16 protein-coding genes are annotated in these 20,578 nt (G+C 36.5%); 10 read left to right on the plus strand and 6 right to left on the minus strand.

Going from position 1 to position 20,578, the window contains the following annotated elements; translation table 11 throughout:
• Window positions 1–55: 55 nt before the first annotated feature.
• Window positions 56–1,318, minus strand: coding sequence for a hypothetical protein (locus HMPREF9456_RS02895; protein ID WP_245530979.1), 1,263 nt, complete (start codon window positions 1,316–1,318; stop codon window positions 56–58).
• Between the two features lie 212 nt (window positions 1,319–1,530).
• On the opposite strand from HMPREF9456_RS02895, the gene HMPREF9456_RS02900 reads away from it, so the two are divergent.
• From HMPREF9456_RS02900 to pdxB, 5 genes are all read left to right on the plus strand, one after another.
• Window positions 1,531–2,973 (plus strand): sensor histidine kinase, encoded by a 1,443-nt coding sequence (locus tag HMPREF9456_RS02900; RefSeq protein WP_147591711.1) that lies wholly within the window; start codon window positions 1,531–1,533, stop codon window positions 2,971–2,973.
• A complete protein-coding gene (locus HMPREF9456_RS02905; RefSeq protein WP_006841957.1) occupies window positions 2,960–3,652 on the plus strand; it encodes a response regulator transcription factor in 693 nt (230 codons plus the stop codon). Before HMPREF9456_RS02900 ends, HMPREF9456_RS02905 begins: the two co-directional genes overlap by 14 nt.
• Before the next feature lie 189 nt (window positions 3,653–3,841).
• Window positions 3,842–4,348 (plus strand): ferritin, encoded by a 507-nt coding sequence (locus tag HMPREF9456_RS02910; protein ID WP_006841958.1) that lies wholly within the window; start codon window positions 3,842–3,844, stop codon window positions 4,346–4,348.
• A gap of 86 nt (window positions 4,349–4,434) precedes the next feature.
• A complete protein-coding gene (locus tag HMPREF9456_RS02915; protein ID WP_006841959.1) occupies window positions 4,435–5,127 on the plus strand; it encodes an ABC transporter ATP-binding protein in 693 nt (230 codons plus the stop codon).
• Complete coding sequence (gene pdxB, locus HMPREF9456_RS02920) at window positions 5,111–6,226, plus strand: 4-phosphoerythronate dehydrogenase PdxB (protein ID WP_006841960.1); 1,116 nt, start codon at window positions 5,111–5,113, stop codon at window positions 6,224–6,226. Before HMPREF9456_RS02915 ends, pdxB begins: the two co-directional genes overlap by 17 nt.
• A 36-nt stretch (window positions 6,227–6,262) precedes the next feature.
• Here pdxB and HMPREF9456_RS02925 read toward each other — a convergent pair whose 3' ends face one another.
• From HMPREF9456_RS02925 to glyA, 4 genes are all read right to left on the minus strand, one after another.
• Entirely contained in the window at window positions 6,263–7,003 is a 741-nt protein-coding gene (locus HMPREF9456_RS02925) for an NUDIX hydrolase (RefSeq protein WP_006841961.1), read from the minus strand.
• Window positions 7,004–7,014: 11 nt separating this feature from the next.
• Complete coding sequence (locus HMPREF9456_RS02930; protein ID WP_245530980.1) at window positions 7,015–7,857, minus strand: hypothetical protein; 843 nt, start codon at window positions 7,855–7,857, stop codon at window positions 7,015–7,017.
• A gap of 228 nt (window positions 7,858–8,085) precedes the next feature.
• A complete protein-coding gene (locus HMPREF9456_RS02935; protein WP_157382304.1) occupies window positions 8,086–9,993 on the minus strand; it encodes an LTA synthase family protein in 1,908 nt (635 codons plus the stop codon).
• Window positions 9,994–10,152: 159 nt separating this feature from the next.
• Entirely contained in the window at window positions 10,153–11,433 is a 1,281-nt protein-coding gene (gene glyA, locus HMPREF9456_RS02940; protein WP_006841964.1) for a serine hydroxymethyltransferase, read from the minus strand.
• A 382-nt stretch (window positions 11,434–11,815) separates the two neighbouring features.
• Between glyA and HMPREF9456_RS02945 the strand changes: the two genes are divergently transcribed.
• The 5 genes from HMPREF9456_RS02945 to rlmD all read left to right on the plus strand — a co-directional run bounded on the left by HMPREF9456_RS02945 (window position 11,816) and on the right by rlmD (window position 20,207).
• Window positions 11,816–12,967 (plus strand): sensor histidine kinase, encoded by a 1,152-nt coding sequence (locus HMPREF9456_RS02945; RefSeq protein ID WP_006841965.1) that lies wholly within the window; start codon window positions 11,816–11,818, stop codon window positions 12,965–12,967.
• A gap of 91 nt (window positions 12,968–13,058) precedes the next feature.
• Window positions 13,059–14,555 (plus strand): MFS transporter, encoded by a 1,497-nt coding sequence (locus tag HMPREF9456_RS02950; protein WP_006841966.1) that lies wholly within the window; start codon window positions 13,059–13,061, stop codon window positions 14,553–14,555.
• Window positions 14,556–14,837: 282 nt separating this feature from the next.
• A complete protein-coding gene (locus HMPREF9456_RS02955; RefSeq protein WP_018074658.1) occupies window positions 14,838–17,345 on the plus strand; it encodes a DUF2339 domain-containing protein in 2,508 nt (835 codons plus the stop codon).
• A 12-nt stretch (window positions 17,346–17,357) separates the two neighbouring features.
• Window positions 17,358–18,566: a hypothetical protein gene (locus HMPREF9456_RS02960; RefSeq protein WP_006841968.1), complete on the plus strand. Its 1,209-nt coding sequence runs from the start codon at window positions 17,358–17,360 to the stop codon at window positions 18,564–18,566.
• A gap of 231 nt (window positions 18,567–18,797) precedes the next feature.
• Entirely contained in the window at window positions 18,798–20,207 is a 1,410-nt protein-coding gene (gene rlmD / locus HMPREF9456_RS02970; RefSeq protein ID WP_006841969.1) for a 23S rRNA (uracil(1939)-C(5))-methyltransferase RlmD, read from the plus strand.
• An 84-nt stretch (window positions 20,208–20,291) separates the two neighbouring features.
• On the opposite strand, the gene HMPREF9456_RS02975 is transcribed toward rlmD, so the two are convergent.
• On the minus strand, window positions 20,292–20,537 hold the full coding sequence (locus HMPREF9456_RS02975; protein ID WP_006841970.1) for a GlsB/YeaQ/YmgE family stress response membrane protein: 246 nt from the start codon (window positions 20,535–20,537) through the stop codon (window positions 20,292–20,294).
• Between the last annotated feature and the right edge of the window lie 41 nt (window positions 20,538–20,578).

Genomic DNA, 20,578 nt, shown 5'->3' on the forward strand with positions numbered 1-20,578 from the left:
CTAAGTTAATTACTTTACTTGTTTTTGCTTTTCTTGTTATTTATATTGTTGTGGATTATAATCTAACGATCTCATAGAGTCCGTTCTCTTCGATAATTTTCCAACCTTGATTGATTTTAATCTCATAATTATCCCCCTCTACAGTGTCTGATGTTATACTTGTTGGGGGAAGAAGATAGAAGGCTGACCAATTATTAAGGCGTACGATTCCACTTTGAACTTTCATTCGTCCCCATTCTGCAGTTATGGTCAAATTACGTAATAATACAGCATCCCCTAATGAAACAATTTTATCATTAGGATTATATGTGAAATTTATTTTTTCGTTTTTTATTATTAATTTGGATGTATTTGTCTTCAATAGCCTCTTAAAATCTTCAATGTTGCCAAAAGAATCTAATTCTTTCTCTTCAATTCTGGTTATTTGATTATAATTGTATTTTGTTAAAAGTTGTTCAATATAATCGTCTTTAATTACACTCTCATAACGAGAATCTCTCTTTTTTATCAAATAGATTAATCCCTTTGTTAGATCTTTGTCGTAATGCCACTTAGGATAAATTTTGTCTAGTATCGTTGCATAAGCAGCTCCTGTAAAATACCCGAAAGCATTTGTGTATCCTTGAGAAATATTGTAATTTAATCGTTGTTTTACATATTCTTTCATATTCTCTGTAGATAATTTTGCTCCGGTGTATTCAGCCAACCCTTCATTCAATTCGTACAAGTCTTCATTGTTGTCTGGAAATAGTTTTTGTCTATATTTTCGTATATATATGGCATCAAATAGACTACTTTCATTCCCCTCTAAAGCTTCTTGCAGAAGTTTCATTTCAATTTGTAGTAACGCTCTACCCTGAATTTCATCCAAGTGAAAATTTCGTGACATTTCGTTTTTAATGCCAAGGCTTTTTTGGTGATAATGGAATATTTCGTGACTCAACAAGTTTACTCGTTGTTCACATGGTATATTCATAATAGCAGCATAAATTATAGTTACATATGTTTTACCATTATATTCAAAAAAGCTATTTGACAAAGGTATTTTATGATCCCATGATTCCTCCTTAGGAGGCAGCACAACTCCATTTTCGATAGCTGTAACAAACATTTTATTCGTAGTATGGTCAACAATGATTATCGGTGCATTCAATGAAACTCCCCACAAGGCTTTTGATTTCTCTTCATTTAGTATATTCGCGGTTCGCTGTAAACTTTCTTCAAGTGTTTCCACGCAAGAGTACTGTTGGCTATAAGCCCTCAAGAAAGTTAATAGAGATAGTGCTGTAATCAGCATTATTGATTTCGTTTGGTTCATTTTTTTTAATTTAAAAGTAATACTTGTCCGTAAAGGTATTTTGGAATACATCATATTCTATTTAAATACTATTATTCAAATGTTATGTCATTATTATTAAATTATTATTGGTTGCAGGGTTATTGGGGTAAAAGCAGTTGTTAGGCCAATAGATTTTATAATTTTGCAGTATACCAAAACCGCGAAGAGAACAGGTGGAAAAACATATAAAAATGATTTATAGGCTAACGGTCATTGCCTTGCTTGGATTGATGGTGCTTCAGGGTAATTGGCTCTACAATCAATATGTATATACTCTTAGGCAATATGAAGATGAATTATCTCGGGCTTTATTAGATGCCATTGTTGCGGATATTGATTTACGGAGTAAATCCCGGAGTATGGATATACAAATTATTTCCCAATGGCAGATGAATGTAAAACAGAGAGATGGGGTTGAAGGTAAAACCGATACGGAGTGGGGTGTTTGTATTTATACTGTTGATAAACGACAGATAAAGGACACGATATCTTTACAGCGGGCTGATTCACTATCATCATTAAACGTAGGTGTAGAAAAACATTTTTTTCTCATCAAAGAATCAAATTGTCAATTCGATGTCCAAGGAGCAATCAATCTCTATACTACTAATAAGTTAAATCCGTTTTCTGTGGAGCATCTTGATTTGATGCTTGCAAACCGAAATTTGTATGCCTCATCAGTAGAGGTGGAGACAAGGGATTCGATTCTTTGGAGTCCATGTGTCGTTAGGCATACTTCTTTAGTAAATCCTGTGATAGAAATAATATATCCTATTGATATTCTACGGAAAGAACAAATAAAGGTTCTCTATGAATTACGGATATCACCAATACTAGGTAGAATGCTTGGTTCTCTTATATGTTCTGTCATGCTATTCTCTTTACTTGTATTTTGTTTGATTTACCAAATTAAAACGCTACATAAACAGCAACGAATTGAAGAATTGAGGAGAAGTTTTATAAAGACGATGGTACATGAACTCAAGCGTCCTCTTTCTGCATTGAAGATGAGTGTTTCATTCATGAAGAATGATAAGATGATGCACGATCGGTCGATGAGGGAAGATATTATACAGAACTCTCAGAATGAGTTAGATAATCTTTCTTCTTATTTCTCAAAGTTACGAGACATGACGTGTCTGGAAATGGAAGAAATACCTTTGAGTTTTTCTGTTTTTAATATGAAGGAATTAATCGAAGGATGTATTCAGAAACTAAATGTTCCCTCTGATCGCGAGGTATCTATTGCAGCCCGATTTGATAATGATAAGACTCAAATAGTAGCAGATAAAATGCATATTAACAATATAATCTGTAATCTTTTAGAAAATGCGATAAAGTACTCATCTGGAGATGTCCTTATTAATGTTGATTGTTGTTCTGTAAATAACCAGTACAAAGTTATAGTTTCGGATAATGGTTGGGGTATAGATCCTGCCGAACTATCTCATATCTTTGAACCTTATTTTCGCAGTGTACGTGTTACGGGTAAAGGTATATTGGGTATGGGGTTGGGGCTAAGCTATGTGAAGCTATTGATAGATGCTCATAAAGGAAAAGTGTCGGTGGAGAGTAAACTCGATAAAGGGACTGTTTTTGTTGTTGAAATACCTAAGAACAATGAGGAAGCTTAAAATATTGCTGGTTGATGATGACTTGAGAAACTCAATGTTACTGAAAAGATTTTTGGAGGAGGAAGACTATAGGGTTACTTATGCGAATAATGGTAAAGAGGCATGGGAATTGTTTCAGCCTTTAAAACCTGATTTGGTTTTATTAGATATTAATATGCCAGAAATGGATGGTTTTCAAGTTGCTCGTAAAATAAGAGAAAAAGATAAAAGTGTTATTATATTTTTTCTAACAGATCGAACAGAAATATCTGATCGTCTAAAAGGGTTTAGTTTGAAAGGAAATGATTATATTCCCAAGCCATTTTATCCCGAAGAGTTGATAGCTAAGATAAGAGAAAGATTGGGCGATTTGGATGATAATGAGAATAACTACAGATATCAGCTTGGCTATATAATTTTCGATTATTCTTTGTGTATGATAGAGCTGAATTCAATATCCCAAAAGATGTCTGTGAGGCAAGCTGACATTCTAAAGATATTGGCTGATAATATTAACTCTGTTGTTGATCGCAACTATATCCTTGATAAGATTTGGGGGTGTGATAGTTATTCAAATTCATTGTCGCTAAATGTTCAGATTACATATCTGCGGAAAATGTTAAAAATAGATAGGACACTCTTTATTAGTTCAATTAAGAAAAGAGGGTATATTTTGAAAGTGATAAAAGCTACTCCCTAATATAAGAATAAACTTGATTTTGTATTATAGGTTTTCTCGATAACTCATTAATGATTATAAATAGTTTTTGAAATAATAATTATATTTTGTAATATTGCATAACATATTTGTGTAGTAGACGAACTATTGAACAATTGCCATTACACAAGTGTTGAAAGAATAAACTAACATCAAAAAATATCATCAATTATGTTAAGTAAAAAATTAGAAGCTGCATTAAATGCACAAATCAATGCTGAATTTTGGTCAGCATATTTATATCTGTCTATGGCTGCTTATTTTGCAGCAGACGGAAAACCGGGTTTTGCAAATTGGTTCGAAATCCAGTTTAAGGAAGAACAAGATCACGCAATGAAATTTTTCAAATACGTTACTGATAGAGGCGCAAAAGTAGAATTGAAGCCAATTGAAAAGGTGGATTTGACTTGGGAATCTCCTCTTCATGCTTTTGAAGAAACTTTGAGACATGAAAAGATCGTAACAGGGCGAATCAATGACTTGGTGGCGTTGGCTAAGGAAGAAAAAGACTATGCTACCGAAAGTATGTTGAAATGGTTTGTAGACGAGCAAGTGGAAGAAGAGGCTACAGCACAAGGCTATATCGACGCACTGAAAATGATTAAAGATAACGGTTTTGGAATCTATACAATGGATAAGGAATTGCAATCAAGATCTTATTCTCCAGTAGCAGGTTAAAAGCAATGTCTAAATTATAAATGTAAATCTCTCCGGAATATTCCGGGGAGATTTATTATTTTTACACCATCATAACAATTTTCCATTTGATACAAATAGAGCACATATCCAAAACGTATGGAGATCAGGTAGCCTTATCTGATGTGAGCTTTTCGATACAGAAGGGTGATATAGTAGGGCTTCTCGGAGTGAATGGAGCGGGAAAATCGACCTTGATGAAAATTCTTGCAGGTGGTATGACTGCCGATAAGGGACGTGTCACTTTTTCAGGAGAAGACATTCTTTCTAACCCCTTAGAGGTTAAAAAGCGTATAGGCTATCTCTCGGAAGATAATCCTTTATACGAAGATATGTACGTAAAGGAATATCTGGAATATGTTGCAGGAATCTACAAAGTAGGGAACGACGCTGTTTCTCGTGTTATTCAAGAAACGGGATTGGAGAAAGAATACAAGAAAAAAATAAAGGCTCTTTCGAAAGGAAACCGTCAACGAGTTGGTATTGCTCAGGCATTGGTTCATAACCCTGAATTTCTTATCTTGGATGAGGCTACTTCCGGCTTAGATCCCAATCAACGCGAAAGTCTTAATGCTCTTTTCAAGGAGCTGTCGAAAGATAAGATGATACTTTTTTCTACTCATATTCTATTTGAGGTAAAAGCTATTTGCTCTCGTGTAATCTTTTTAGATAAAGGAAAGTTGCTGATAGATAAAAATATAGATGAAATAGATTCTATAGAAAATACGTTTCATACTCTTACCAATGAAAATAATAGCTGACAAAAATATACCCTATCTCAAAGGTGTAGCCGAATATTACGGAGATATTACTTACCTCGATGGTGCTGCTTTTACGCATGATGCGATCAAAGAGGCTGATACTTTAATCGTGCGTACAGTTACTCGCTTTGACGAAGCAATACTAAAAAATACAAATGTAAAGCTTATATGCTCCGCTACTATTGGTTATGATCATATCGATACCCATTACTGTGATGCTCATGATATCGTGTGGCATAATGCTCCGGGATGCAATTCCGGTTCGGTGCAGCAATATATCGTTTCTTCATTGATAAGAATCTCCCGCCAGAAAGGCTTTGAACTCAAAGATAAAACGATAGGTATTGTTGGTGTCGGCAACGTAGGGAAAAAGGTAGCCAAAGCTTGCGAAATGTTAGGTATGAGGGTTTTGCTAAATGATCCACCACGTCAAAAAGCAGAACAGAGTGATTTGTTTGTAAGTCTGGACGAAATAATAGATAAAGCTGATATTATCACTTTCCATACTCCCTTAACAAAGGAAGGCGAATATAAGACTTATCATTTAGCTGATATCGAGTTCTTTTCGTCTCTCAAGAGAAAGCCGGTTATAATAAATTCGGCAAGAGGTGCGATTGCAGATACAGCAGCTATAAAAATTGCTATAGCCAACAATCTTATATCGGGAGCAATTATCGATTGCTGGGAAAAAGAACCCGATATAGACCTTGAATATATGGCGATGATTGATATTGCCACGCCACATATTGCAGGTTATTCGGCAGACGGAAAAGCCAATGCGACACGTATGTCTCTTGAGTCTGTCGCCGATTTCTATGGGATGAGCAAAGAGCCCCTGTCTCGCATAATAGCGCCTGATCCTGTAAACCCGATAATAGATCTCACCGGGTTTAAAAGCTCTGACAATCTTCTCTTTGATGCTATATTGCACACATACGACCCCATGTCTGACTTCGAGAGACTAAAAGCATCTCCTGCCACTTTCAAGCAGCAACGAAATAACTATCCTTTGCGTAGAGAGTATTTTGCTTATAAAATAAATGCTGATATTTCTTCTGATGTGAGGCAATCCCTTCTGGACTTCGGTTTTGCTGAATGATTATAAATTAATGTTCTGGGTTATTTCCTTTTACGATTACAAGTTGTTGCTCATTAACTGAATTCCAAGTCTTTCGGCTTCTTCATATTTTTTCTTGTCGAAAGAGTACAAATTGGGCGATTTGTGAGCTCCTACTTTTCGTGTTTCATTCAGTGCTTTTATGAAGCCGATAGAGAGCATTTTGCGCTGGAAGTTTCTACGGTCTAGTTCTCTTCCTAATATTGCCTCGTAGATACTTCTTAATTCCGGCATTGTGAATTTTTCGGGTAGAAGTTCGTAACCGATAGGTATGAATCCAATTTGTTTGCGGAGGGAGGAAAGAGCGGTTTCAAAAATAATCTTATGTTCCGGGTGTAAATCTGATATGTTATTTATTTCAAACCATTCGATATGTTCAGAGTCGTTATCTTCGACAAGTTGTGCATCTCCTGATTTGATAAGGGCAAAATAGGCCAGACTAATTTCACTAAGTATTTCGGGGTTCTCCTTTTCTCCTTTTTTTTTATCTTTTCTCCCAAAGAATGAAAACTGCTTCAGATAGGTATCGCTTAATCCTGTTTTTGCTTTTAAGATTCGGCGTGCCGTTTCATCCGGTATTTCATCTCTTGTTATAAGACCTCCGGGAAGCATCCATTTTTCGCCGGCACTGGGTTTGCATAGTAAAACTTTGAGGCTTCCTGAGTGAAATCCGAATATTGTACAATCGACAGAGATATTAAGATTGAAAATATCTTTCTCTTTTCCATGAGGCTCAGCAGTAGATTTTTCTTTTTTCATAAAAATTAGAGTTATTGTAGTTTTGTGTTGTAAGTGTTTGTGCTGTCTTTTTTATTATCCAGGTAATAGATGTGAAATGCGGCTTTCTCTTTAGCTGTTTTAAGACTATCGAGCTGCAACATCATTACTGATAACTGATACGATTTTGAAATCGCAGACTTTACCTGTTGCGATAAAGTATATGTATATCTTCCTTGTCCTTCTAAGGTGACAGATAAAGGGCTATTGGTATTTGAGAAAATGAACTTCGCAATTCCATTTTCCTTACTACCTGAAAATCGGATTACTTCATACGTTTTGCCCATGTTTGAGAAACGATAATTCAAGCCATCGTCATTTACTGGTATGGATTCAGCAAATGAGCCATCTTTAGACAAAATCTTTATTTTATTATGTTTTTGTCCACCAATAAATACACTTTCAATATATAACTGGCCATTTTCTTCTACTCCCGAACGAAGAGTAGTAGAAGTAATAGATGAGGTTACGCTCTCTTTTGGGATATAGCTTCCTGTTTCTTGGTATTGTTTGTTTTGTTGAAAGCTAAACTTTGTTTTCTCTTGCTCAACTTTTGGTTCAAAAGATGATATAAGCGAATCGCATTGCGCTATTATTTGCTCGTTCTCTCCTCTGCGGATTGAATCTAGCAGCAAGATACCTGCTTGCAACTGGGGAAAAGCTTTCGGGTGATTTACTTTCAGACTATCAAGAGTCTGTTTTGCTAAAGCGTATTCAGCCTGCGAATAAAGCTGTCGGGCTGTATTTAATTGTCTTTGAGCTTCTTCGTTTTCAGATGTACAAGCTAATAGTAAAAATGACAAAAGTATAAATATACTTCTATAATAAGTTTTCATCGTACTACACTCTGTATAAGTATTCTGGGAAATTGTACTCATGTAATTTTAGGCTAAATTACAAATTAATTTTCAATTTAACATTACTATTGCTTAATAATTGTCTATATTACACGATATGGTATTGGTTTCCACCTATTTGACAGTGATAAAGCCATCAATGTTTTAGTGTGAAAATACTATGTTGTTAAGTTAATGATTTCTAGGTAGTTATGGAATGTTTGTTTTTTATTTCTTTACTCTTGTCAATTCATGTTTGAGCATATAATTCGCTGTTTGAAACATGGCTGCTGAATATAAGTTCATGCTATCTGCTTTCTGTTTAAATTGAGAAAGAACATTATCGCTGTTATTCTCGCTATATTCATACAAGCCTTCTATCTTCGATTTGAAGTTGTAAGTATAAAAGTATTTCTCATCGATACATCCAAGCGCATTATCAGAAGAGAAAAACATATACGGACGTTTTGTCTTAAACATGTCTACCCCAAAAGTATTATTCATGTACGAACGGTTTAGTAAACCCATAATGGTAGGGAATACATCAACTTGTCCTCCCGGACTGGAAATCGTTGCGGGCATATCCGTAAAGGCCGGAGAGTATATGATCAGTGGAATATGGTTTAGCGATAGAGGCATTTCATAGGTTTGTGTGCCCACTATTTTCCCATGGTCTCCAAGCAGTACAAATATTGTATTTTTAAACCAGCTTTGTTTTTCGGCATCAGCAAAAAATTGCCGTATGGCATCGTCTGCAAATGCAACTATTTGGAATTCGGGTTTTGTGCTTACATTTTCAAATTTTTCAGGTACAATATATGGAGGATGATTACTTACGGTGAGTATTGTTGCAAAAAAAGGAGAAGATGTCGGAGCCTTTTCATTTATTTTGTTCAGCGAATAACTGAGTAGAAAGTCATCTGCAACACCAAAGCTGTTTTTTCGCATTTGCGGTGGATAATTTTCTTGAGAATATATTTCTTCAAATCCATTTTCCAATAAGAAAGCATTCATATTATCATATTGGGATTCGTGTGGCATGAAGAACATCGTTTTATAATTTTGCTCTTGTAGCGTATTTGGCAACCCCTGACATAGTGGGATTGTTACATTTTTCATCATATTCTTATCAAACAAGGCCGGCAGTCCGTACAGTGTGGCTAAGATACCATGATTGGTATGTGTGCCGGCTGAATAGAAATGATCGAAATAGTATGATTTTTTTATAAGCTGGTTGAGAAATGGAGTTATTTCTTTTTCGTTTTCTGTTACTTTTAGCAGATCGGCAGACATCGATTCCATGAGTATGACGACGACATTCATATCTTTTTCCGGACTTTCTGCTTTAATATATCGGGCAATAGGCGACTTTTGCTCATCAGCCGGGTTTAGGCCAAAAAACTTCTGTGTATATGAAATAGCATCTTTTTCTGAAATAACATTGTCTATGCTATGATGAGTTTTCGATGATTCGATAACATCCCGCAAGAAATAAAAAGAGGGGTTTATTCCCAACTGGTTCAAAAATGAATTATTACAAAAGTAAGCTTGGCTTGTTTTTATCGGATTGTATCCGAAACGCCCCCTGATACCCAACATGCATAGTATGGCAAGGATAATACAAGTGGGAATGTAAATGAAATATTCTTTTCCTTTTATATTTTCTTGCTGTAGATTTAAAAGCCTTTTGCTCATCTTGAAAGCCAAATATCCAAAAGCGATGACCACCAGAAGAAAAACACCCATATATATGTAATATGATGTTTCTTCGAATATCATTTTGGCGGTTGTACTACTTTCTTCATTCCAATTGAAGATAGAACTGTTCAGATGTTTAAAGAAATAAGCGAAGTAAGGAATGTCTGCAAAACCAATCGCAAAAACCACAGTATAGATCAGTATATAGTATACGTTGAATGAACTGAACGTAATCTTATTTACTTTATTAAAAAGTCCTACAATGCAAAGCACGACAAGAGGTAGTGCAGAGATGTAGCATGCAATGACATTGTCGAACCAGACACCTCGGAGCAAAGCTGAGAAAATCCAACTGGCTTTTGAGGTTACACTTTCTATATGTTGCAGATTTGTAAGTAATAATAAGGTACGTTGCAGTGACATTATGATTAATGCCATTATATGTATAGACAATACATATAGAATGCTTATTTTGATTTTTTTCATCGGAATACATACAGAAGCTGTTTAAAAGCAAACACGATGAGGTGTAATTGCCTTATTAAACAGCTTCTTATTTTGTATATTAGTTAAGTTCTATCAAACAGGAATAGTATTTTACCAAGCAAATAATGGATAATCTTTCATTATTCCATTTACTTTCTCACGTACAGCTTTTATTACTTTTCCGTCTTCCGGATTAGAAAGAACTGTATCTATCAATTCCACTATTTCTCCCATCAAAGGCTCTTTCGCTCCACGTGTAGTGATTGCCGGAGTACCGAATCGAAGACCTGATGTAAGGAATGGACTGCGGCTATCGAACGGAACCATATTCTTATTGGTGGTGATATCGGCTTCTACAAGAACTTTTTCGGCAAGCTTTCCTGTCAATTCAGGGAATTTGGGACGTAAATCTATAAGCATAGAGTGATTGTCTGTTCCTCCTGATACTACTTTGTAGCCTTTATCCATAAAAGCTTGAGCCATAACAGCCGCATTTTTCTTCACCTGAGCCTGATAAACTTTGTATGAAGGGTCGAGAGCTTCGCCAAATGATACCGCTTTAGCTGCAATTACATGCTCTAGTGGGCCACCTTGAATGCCCGGGAATACTGCCGAGTCTAGCAATGCAGACATCATGCGTACTTCACCTTTCGGAGTTTTCTTGCCCCAAGGATTTTCAAAGTCTTTGCCTAGCATAATTGCACCACCACGTGGTCCACGCAATGTTTTGTGAGTTGTTGTAGTCACAATGTGTGCGTAAGGAAGAGGATTGTTAAGCAATCCTGCTGCAACCAGTCCTGCCGGGTGAGCCATATCTACCATAAATATAGCACCTATTTCGTCTGCTATTTTGCGGATACGTGCATAATCCCAGTCGCGAGAATAGGCCGATGCTCCGGCGATGATAACTTTAGGTTTTTCTGCACGGGCAACTTCTTCCATTTGCTCATAGTCTACTTGCTCTGTATCTTGTTTTACATTGTATTCTAATGCATGAAACATCAATCCTGAGAAGTTGACAGGCGAACCATGTGATAAGTGTCCTCCGTGTGAAAGGTTCAGTCCAAGGAATTTATCTCCGGCCTGCATACAAGCAAGGAATACTGCCGCATTTGCCTGAGCTCCTGAGTGTGGTTGTACGTTAGCCCACTCTGCCCCGAATATTTCTTTTAGCCTATCTATAGCTAGCTGTTCGCTAAGGTCTACAATTTCGCATCCCCCATAATATCTTTTGCCCGGATACCCTTCTGCATATTTGTTTGTTAAGCATGATCCCATAGCCTCCATCACTTGTTCACTGACAAAGTTTTCAGAAGCGATAAGTTCAATCCCTTTCAGTTGTCGTTGATACTCTTTTTCAATAATATCAAAAATGGCTGTGTCTCTTTTCATAAACTGATAAAATTATGAGGTAAATAAATCATCGGGCAAAGGTAACTATTTTAGTAATTTATATCGTAGTCTTTTCTTTAATTATTTTCTTGATGTAAAAGCTAGTTTGTATCTTAGATGCAGAAAAAACATAATCTTTCAGAGGAAGATTTTTTCTTTAAGGGGAGTGAATAAAAATATTGTCTGTTTGTATATCGCATATAAGAAATATTAAATCTTATCTATATATACTGTTGTTTCTGCAAAGAGAAAAGTGACACTTAAAAACATACGAATAACTGTCACTTTTGTCACCTTTTCGTGAGATAGATGTTGGTAAGTCGTTTAAAATCAAATATAATAGGCGTATAAAGTGTTAGATGTATAATAAAGCATATATTGAATGAAATTATTCGAAAATAATAAAATATTATTCAGGTATTTGTTTGTAGCCATAGCTCTTCTTATTGTGGTGGCATCTCTTATCGTGTCACATTTTTTGGTCGAGAATCTGTCGAAAGAAGAGAGAAACAAAATTGAGATCTGGGCTGAGGCTACCAAAGAAATGGCAAGCAATGCTGAAAATATGAATATGAATCTGGTTGCTCAGATACTGAAAAGCAATACGACAATACCTGTTATACTATACGATAAAAAAGAGAATTTTTATACTTCGGCAAATATAGATCTTCCCGAGCTTGACGACCAGATCTTTTTGAAGCAAAGAGCAGAATCTTTTAAGAAAAGGCATGAGCCTATCATTATTGAAGCTGAAGGGTTCGACCAGTACATATATTATGATGATTCGTACACGTTGAAACAGTTGCAGTTATACCCTTATGTTCAATTGGGAGTGCTGTTTATATTTATGATCACAGCTTTTTTTTCTCTGTTTACTACCATGAGGATGGAGCAAGATCGCTTGTGGGTGGGCTTATCGAAAGAGACGGCGCATCAGTTGGGTACACCTATATCGTCTTTGCTGGCATGGCTGGAATATCTGAAACTCAAAGAAACGGATCAGTCTATTGTAAGAGATATGGAGAAAGATGTAGACCGACTGCAAATGATTACGGATCGGTTTTCTAAAATAGGATCAGTTCCCGCCTTAGATCCTCAGAATATGACAGATATAATTCATAATTCGATTGTTTATCTCGAAAAAAGGATATCAAAGAAGGTTGTTTTTGTTGTCGAATTGTCAGATAAACCTCTTTATGCATACGTGAATGAGCCGTTGTTAAGCTGGGTAATAGAAAACCTTACCAAAAATGCCGTGGACGCCATGGGTGGACAAGGGCAAATAATATATCGTTTGTCCGATAAGGGGAAATTTGTATCTCTTGATATACAAGATACGGGGAAGGGTATCCCCAAATCTAAGTTCAGAACTATTTTTAATCCCGGTTATACAACAAAATCGAGAGGGTGGGGGCTCGGACTATCGTTAGCCAAGCGTATCATTGAGTCTTATCACAAGGGGCGCATTTATGTGAAAACGTCAGAAATTGGAGTGGGAACAACATTCTGTATTGAGTTAAAAAAGGCTGAATAGTGTCATCCAGACAACTTTTTGACTGTTAGATCGGATAATTTTCTTATTTTTGCCGCAATTCAATTTATTTTTAATAATTCTATAAAGACTGATGACTAAATTCTCAAAAGCCTTTTGGGTCGCCAACACAGTTGAGTTGTTGGAGCGGCTAGCGTATTACGCAATTTTTATTTCATTAACCTTATATCTATCTAATGTATGGGGCTTCAATGATGTTGAGGCCGGTATTATCGCCGGTTCGTTTTCTGCATTATTGTATTTCTTGCCCACATTTGTTGGCGCATATTCCGACAGAATCGGTTTCCGTAAAGCTATAATGGTTGCCTTTGCTCTTCTTACCGTCGGGTATTTCGGGCTGGGCTTAGTTCCTACTCTTTTGGAGAGTGCGGGGCTTGTACAATATGGTGCTGCCAATGCAGTCGGATTAGAACCAGGCTCTAAAGATAGCGGGTTGGTAATAGAAACTTTCCGTTCCTTTTTTAACTCTTTAGGGGTGGGTAATTTTGACAGATACACTACGTTTACAGGTCTCAGAGACAGTATGCAACAATGGACAATTGTCCCTATATTGTTGTTGATTGTTGTGGGTGGAGCTTTTATAAAATCCGTAATCTCGGGTACTGTGGCCAAAGAAACGACTACAGAAACACGAGCAAGAGGTTTTGCTATTTTCTATATGATGGTGAACATCGGAGCTTTTACAGGTAAGACGGTTGTAGATCCGTTGCGTAAAAGTATTGGAGATCAGGGATTAGTTTACCTGAACTATTTCTCGGGAACAATGACTTTGATTGCTCTTATTATCGTTTTCTTTATGTATAAGTCGACACAAACGGCAGGGCAAGGCAAGAGCCTTTCGGAGATATGGCAAGCCTTGATAAAGGTGTGTAAGAACGGACGCCTTGTAGCCTTGATACTTATCACCAGCGGTTTCTGGATTGTGCAGCAGCAGATGTATGCCTCTATGCCTAAGTATGTTATCCGTATGGTAGGAGCAGATGCTTCTCCGGGATGGATTGCTAACGTAAACCCCTTCTTCGTCTTCCTATTGGTAAACCTGATTACCACGATAATGAAAAAGCGTTCGCCGTTATCGTCTATCATGGTAGGGATGTTTATTATACCTTTCTCAGCACTGATCATGTCCTTTGGAAATATGATGGGTGGTGATCCTATTTCTGTATTTGGACTTACGACCATACATCCTGTAACGCTTACCCTTATCGTGGGTATCGCCTTCCAGGCCATAGCTGAATGTTTTATCTCTCCTCGTTTTCTCGAATACTTCTCATTGCAATCGCCTAAAGGAGAAGAGGGGCTTTATCTTGGGTTCAGCCATTTACACTCATTTGTATCCTCGTTGGTCAGCTTTATTGTTGCTGGGTTCTTACTGGAACGATTCTGTCCCGATCCGCTGTCGGAGCGCTTTGCCAATTCTACTAACTTTGCGGCAGATTATGCGGCAGCCACAGCCAACGCTCATTACCTCTGGTATGTATTCTTTGCCATAGGGCTTGTTTCGGCTATTGCTTTGGTTATATACGGCATAGTAGTGCGACGAATAGATGCAAAGAAAGTGATAGAATAATTTATAGATAGTGAAAATATATAAATCCTCAGAAGCATTTTTCTGGGGATTTTTTTGTTAAAATTCCTATTAAGTGCCATTTTCGTAAAATCTTGTCGACTAACATATAAAAGGCTGATAAATGGGTAGAACCAAATTAGAAGAATCTTTTATAGAGATGATTCGCTGTAATGAGCTTTTTATTTGCTAAATAATCATATTTTATCTAAAAAAGTGCGATTGTTCGATATTACATGTATTTTTACAGTATTATTAAGCTATTATCAACTTAACAACAATCTTATGGAAGGCTTTCTGATATTACTAGTTATCATTATATTAATCGTCATAGTTGTATTTCCTATTATTATTTATTCAAAAGTAAGTTCTATCCGCAATGATATTGAATATTTGAACAATAGTTTCAATGATCTGAACTCTAAACTAACACGTTTTTTCAAAGAAGCTGGTTCTCAGGAAGCAGTAAAAGAAAGGCAGGAAGCCACTAATGAACTGTCGGCTATGGAGAACGTAGAACCAATAAGCACAGAAGTCAAAGAGCCGAAGGCGGTAGAAGAAGTTCTTCTTCCGGATATTCATATCGCTGCTTTTCAAGAGAAGATACTCGAAGATCACCCTGTAGAGGAGAGAACACGAGTGGTAGATGAGCCGAAAGAAGAAACTATTCCTTCGTTTGCCGCTTCTATCAGTCATGAAAATGAAGAAGCTGTTGTAGAGAGGATATTTCAATCATCCGAGCCTGCTTTTACAAATGAGACTATAGAGCCTGAGCGAAACCTTGTAGAAAGATTTCTTGGTGAAAACTGGTTGAGTAAAGTAGGGATTGTGACTTTGGTATTGGGTATTGCCTTCTTTGTAAAGTATGCTATAGACCGTGATTGGATCAACGAAATCGGACGTGTAGGTATAGGGTTGCTTACCGGAGGTATAATCATCGGTATAGCTCATAAGCTCAAGAGACAGTACCATGTCTTTTCTTCTATACTGGTAGGTGGTAGTATTTCGGTCTTTTATATTACAATAACATTGGCATTCAGAGAATATGAATTGTTTAGCCAACCCATTGCTTTTGTATTGCTTATAGCCATAACAACTTTCTCTGTTATTCTCTCACTCTTATATGACCGCAAAGAATTGGCCATATTCTCTTTGCTTGGTGGCTTTGCATCACCACTGATGATAAGTACCGGCGCAGGAAATTATATTGTACTGTTCTCTTATATATTAATTCTGAATACAGGTATGCTTGTCATTTCTTTTGCTAAGAAGTGGCGTGTTATAGGTATTATGTGTTATATACTTACTTTGGGATTCTTTTGGAGTTGGTTGTTAACCGCTTATCGAGATCATAGTTTAGTACTTGTTACGCTGTTTGCTGTATTGTTTTTCGTGCAGTTTTATCTATTGGCTATAATAGATCACCTGAGGACAGAAAAAAAGGTTACGGCCTATCAGAGTTTACTTATATTATCCAATAATCTGTTTGTATTCCTTGCCTGTTTATATGCTTGGGATCAATATCAATACGATGTAAGGGGGCTAATAACAATAGTTTTGGCAGTGTTTAATGCAATTGTTATGTTCACTTTATTCCGACGTAGCGAAGTGGATCGGAATCTCATATATGTGATTATAGCTGTAGTGATGACTTTTGTCAGTCTGGCTATTCCGATACAGCTCAATGGGCATGTTATTACCATGTTTTGGGCTGCTGAGGCTGTTGTCTTGTTATTGCTGTGGCGTAGATCACGTATTAATGTGTTTTGGTTCGGCTTTGGTATTATCTGTTTGCTGACTGTGATTTCTTATGTGATGGATATTCACAATAATTATTCTTACGATCCCGAATTACCAATATTGCTGAATAGGATATTTATCACAGGAATAGTGGTAATAGTAGCTTCTGCCATTTGTTTGTTTATCTTGAGAAAAGAAGATCCTGATATGGAAATCGAAATACGAGGATTTGATTTATTATCCGTAGGTGCTGTAGTCAAGGTATTTAAATATGTTCTTATCACCTTGGCTTATGTGATGCCATTCCTAGAATTAAATTATCAATTAGAACGTTTTACAGATGTTGAGTTTTACTCGAGTTTTAGGTATTTGAGCATGGCTACATATACAGCCTTGTATGTCGCATTATTGGCTTTTATATACAGGAAGAAAGCGTCGGCAGCTTTTACTTATGTTTTACTGCTTGCTTCTGTTATTTGTTATGCCGTTTTTTATTCATATATGGCTATAGACCTGCGCTTCGATATATTCTATGGCGGAATGTATAGTACAGCTCACTTTCTGATACATTACCTATCGCTGCCGGCGGTTATATATATAGCTTACCTGCTTGTGAGAAATATAAAATCATTGCCTCAAGAATGGTTCTCTTCTATATGCTGGGTGTTGGTTGTCTTGTGTGTACTGATATTAAGTATAGAAACCGATCATACTATCATCGCATTGTTTGGTAATGCAGAGAGTTATGACTTCTTGTTATACGATGTCCATACCTTTGGTTATCCTATGCTGTGGGGTGTTTTGGCAATGATTTTGATGATATGGGGCTTGAATGGAAAAGAGGTGTTGCTGCGTAAAATATCACTGATATTCTTTGGTGTTATTATACTCAAGTTTTATGCTTACGATGTGTGGCGTATGTCACAGGCCGGTCGGATTGTGTCGTTCATTATTTTGGGAGTTATCCTGTTGTCGGTATCCTTCTTGCAACAGAAGATAAAAACATTGGTAAAAGCTGATGAAGTAGAAGAAATTGAAGAAAATAAGGAATAAAAACTAAGACTGATGAAAAGAATAATATTTACATATCTGCTTTCTCTTTTTCTCTTTCAAGTCTCTGGGCAGTCACTTTGGCGTGCAGAAATAAAGCCTGTACAGGAAAAAGGCTATTATAATATAGAACTAGATCAGCATATAATAGCGAAGTCTGTTGCGTTTGACTTGTCCGATTTGAGGATATACAATAGTAAAAATAAAGAGATCCCTTATTTTCTGCGAGCGGTGAGTCCGGTGCAGGAAGTAAGTCGATTTGAAAGCTATTCATTAAAGCAGAATATTGAAAAGGATAGTCTTAATATTGTTGTTATAGATAATACAAAGCTAGATGATATAAGTCGTTTTTATATTTTTATACGTAGTGCCGACGTCAATAAATATGCTTCGGTGAGAGGGAGTAATGATATGTCGCAATGGTATATTGTAAAGCAGAAGACCCATATTTATAGCTTGGGGCACAAGGCGGATAATAACGAAGAAGCCTTACTGCTCGATATTCCCCAAGGAAACTATAAGTATTATGAGATAACGATTGAAAATGATCAAAACAGTCCGTTGAAAATATTAAGGGTAGGTGATTATGCAAGCTCAAATATTTATGGACAGTTTTCTGAAATCAGTCTAGGGCGGTTTGTGGCAAAAGATAGTATAAACAAAAAGACATATATCAGTTTTCCCGATTTGCACGACACATATAAGATCAATCGACTGGAGATATCGGTACAAAGTGATGCTCATTATTTGCGGCATGTTCTTTTGTCTGATACAATCAACAGAAAGACTTTAAGGTTCGATTTGTCGTCCAAAACGGATAACTCTTTCATCGTCGATTATTTTCCTCTTGGCAAGCAAACTTTTATAGCTATCGAGAATAACAATAATCTCCCGTTAGATATTACTTCAATCAAAGCGTATGGGTTGAATCGTTATTTGTGTGCTTACCTAGAGCAGGGTGAAAAGTATTGTTTGGAGGTTGGACTGAAGTCTAAATCATCACCTGATTATGACATAGATCACTTTAAGAATGATATTCCTGTAGATTTACCTATTATTAAAACTGAGAATCTATCTCAGATAGATATAGCAATCGCTGCTCCGCCTGATAGGCAGCCGTCACTGATTGAAAAGCCTCTTTTCTTATGGGCGGTTATTATTCTAATTGGTTTATTTCTGACTTTTGTCTGTTACAAGACTATTAAGGAAATGAAGAAAAAATAGGGCAGAGGCCATCAGGTTATATCTTTTGTTCTAATTTATCTTATATAAGTGATCTGTGATATGGATATCCTTTTTATAGCTTAATATGGAAAAGTGACAATGAAATATATGCAAAAAGGTGTCACTTTTGTCACCTTTTTCTAAAGATGTCGAGATAGCCGGTGTTGCTATCATCAAAAAGCGAAAAAATAAAATTATCTTTGCACGCATTTTATACTCAAATAAAGATCAATGGCCAGAAAGAAAAAAGAACTTCCGTTAATAGAAAATGTAGAGATCGTAGATGTAGCCGCAGAAGGCAAAGCGATAGCCAAGGTAGACGATTTGGTTGTGTTTATACCATACGTTGTGCCGGGCGACGTGATCGATTTACAAATAACCCGCAAGAAAAATAAATATGCGGAAGGGAAGCCTGTCCGTTTTATCTCATACTCACCAAACCGCACAGAAGCATTCTGTGAACACTTCGGTATCTGTGGCGGCTGTAAGTGGCAAGTTCTGCCCTATGCGGAGCAATTAAAGTATAAGCAAAAGCAGGTTGAGGATAATTTGACGCGTATTGGAAAAATAGAGTTACCCGGTATTCATCATATATTAGGCTCGGAAAAGACACAGTTTTATAGAAACAAATTAGAGTTCACTTTTTCGAATAAAAAATGGCTTACCTTGGAGCAAATTAATTCCGGCGAAAGTTTTGATAATATGAATGCGTTGGGCTTTCACATTCCGGGTATGTTTGATAAGGTGTTGGATATAGACAAATGTTGGCTGCAAGAAGATATTTCTAATCAGATCCGCAATTTTATACGTCAATACTGTTACGATAAAAACTATACCTTCTTTGATTTAAGAAATAGAGGAGGATTGATGCGCAACCTTATTGTACGGACATCCACAACGGGCGAACTGATGGTGATTGTTGTTTTCTATGATGATGAAAAAGATCAACAACAATACTTATTGACGGCTGTTGCTACAGAGTTTCCTCAAATAACGTCGTTGCTCTATATTGTCAATCAGAAAGCGAATGATACTATAACAGATCAGGAAGTTCTGGTATGGAAAGGGAATGATTGCATTTATGAAGAGATGGAAGGCTTAAAGTTTAAGATAGGCCCTAAGTCTTTTTATCAGACAAATAGCGAACAAGCTTATAACTTGTATAAAATAGCACGTGATTTTGCAAACCTATCGGGCGATGAGCTTGTATATGACCTCTATACAGGTACAGGTACTATTGCCAACTTTGTAGCCGGTAAGGCAAAGAAAGTGATAGGGATAGAATATGTAGAGGATGCTATCTTGGACGCGAGAGTTAATTCTCAAATAAATAAGATAGATAACACGCTGTTTTATGCGGGAGATATGAAGGATATTCTTACACAAGATTTCATCAATGAGCATGGACGTCCTGATGTGATTATCACAGACCCTCCACGTGCAGGCATGCATGATGATGTGATAAAGACAATTCTTTTTGCCGAGCCCGAGCGTATAGTGTATGTTAGTTGTAATCCGGCTACTCAGGCACGTGACTTATCTTTGTTGGACGAAAAATATAAAGTGGAAAAAGTACAGCCTGTAGATATGTTCCCTCATACACATCATGTAGAGAATGTAGTATTGCTGGTGAAGAAATAAGAATTAGTTAAAAGCAGAGAAAGAGATAATACTCGTTGGAATATACCTCTTTCTTAGCTTTTAAGAATTATCTCTTTTTATACTTTATTCTTTTTTCTTAAATAAGGATATTATCCAAAGCAGTACGATTGCTCCTATAGTAGACATTACCAGGTTGCCTAGAATACCGTTTACATCCAACCCGAGCAGCGTAAATATCCATCCACCGAGTAATCCTCCGACAATACCGACTATAAGATTTAGTATAAGTCCGAAGCCACTGCCTTTCATAATCTTGCCGGCTATAAATCCGGCAGCTATACCTATTATTATTGACCAAATGAATTCCATACTCTTTTATTTTTTATGTTAATAAAATTGAACTCTACCTT

It is taken from the genome of Dysgonomonas mossii DSM 22836 (genome assembly GCF_000213575.1).
GTDB classification, from domain to species: Bacteria; Bacteroidota; Bacteroidia; order Bacteroidales; family Dysgonomonadaceae; genus Dysgonomonas; species Dysgonomonas mossii.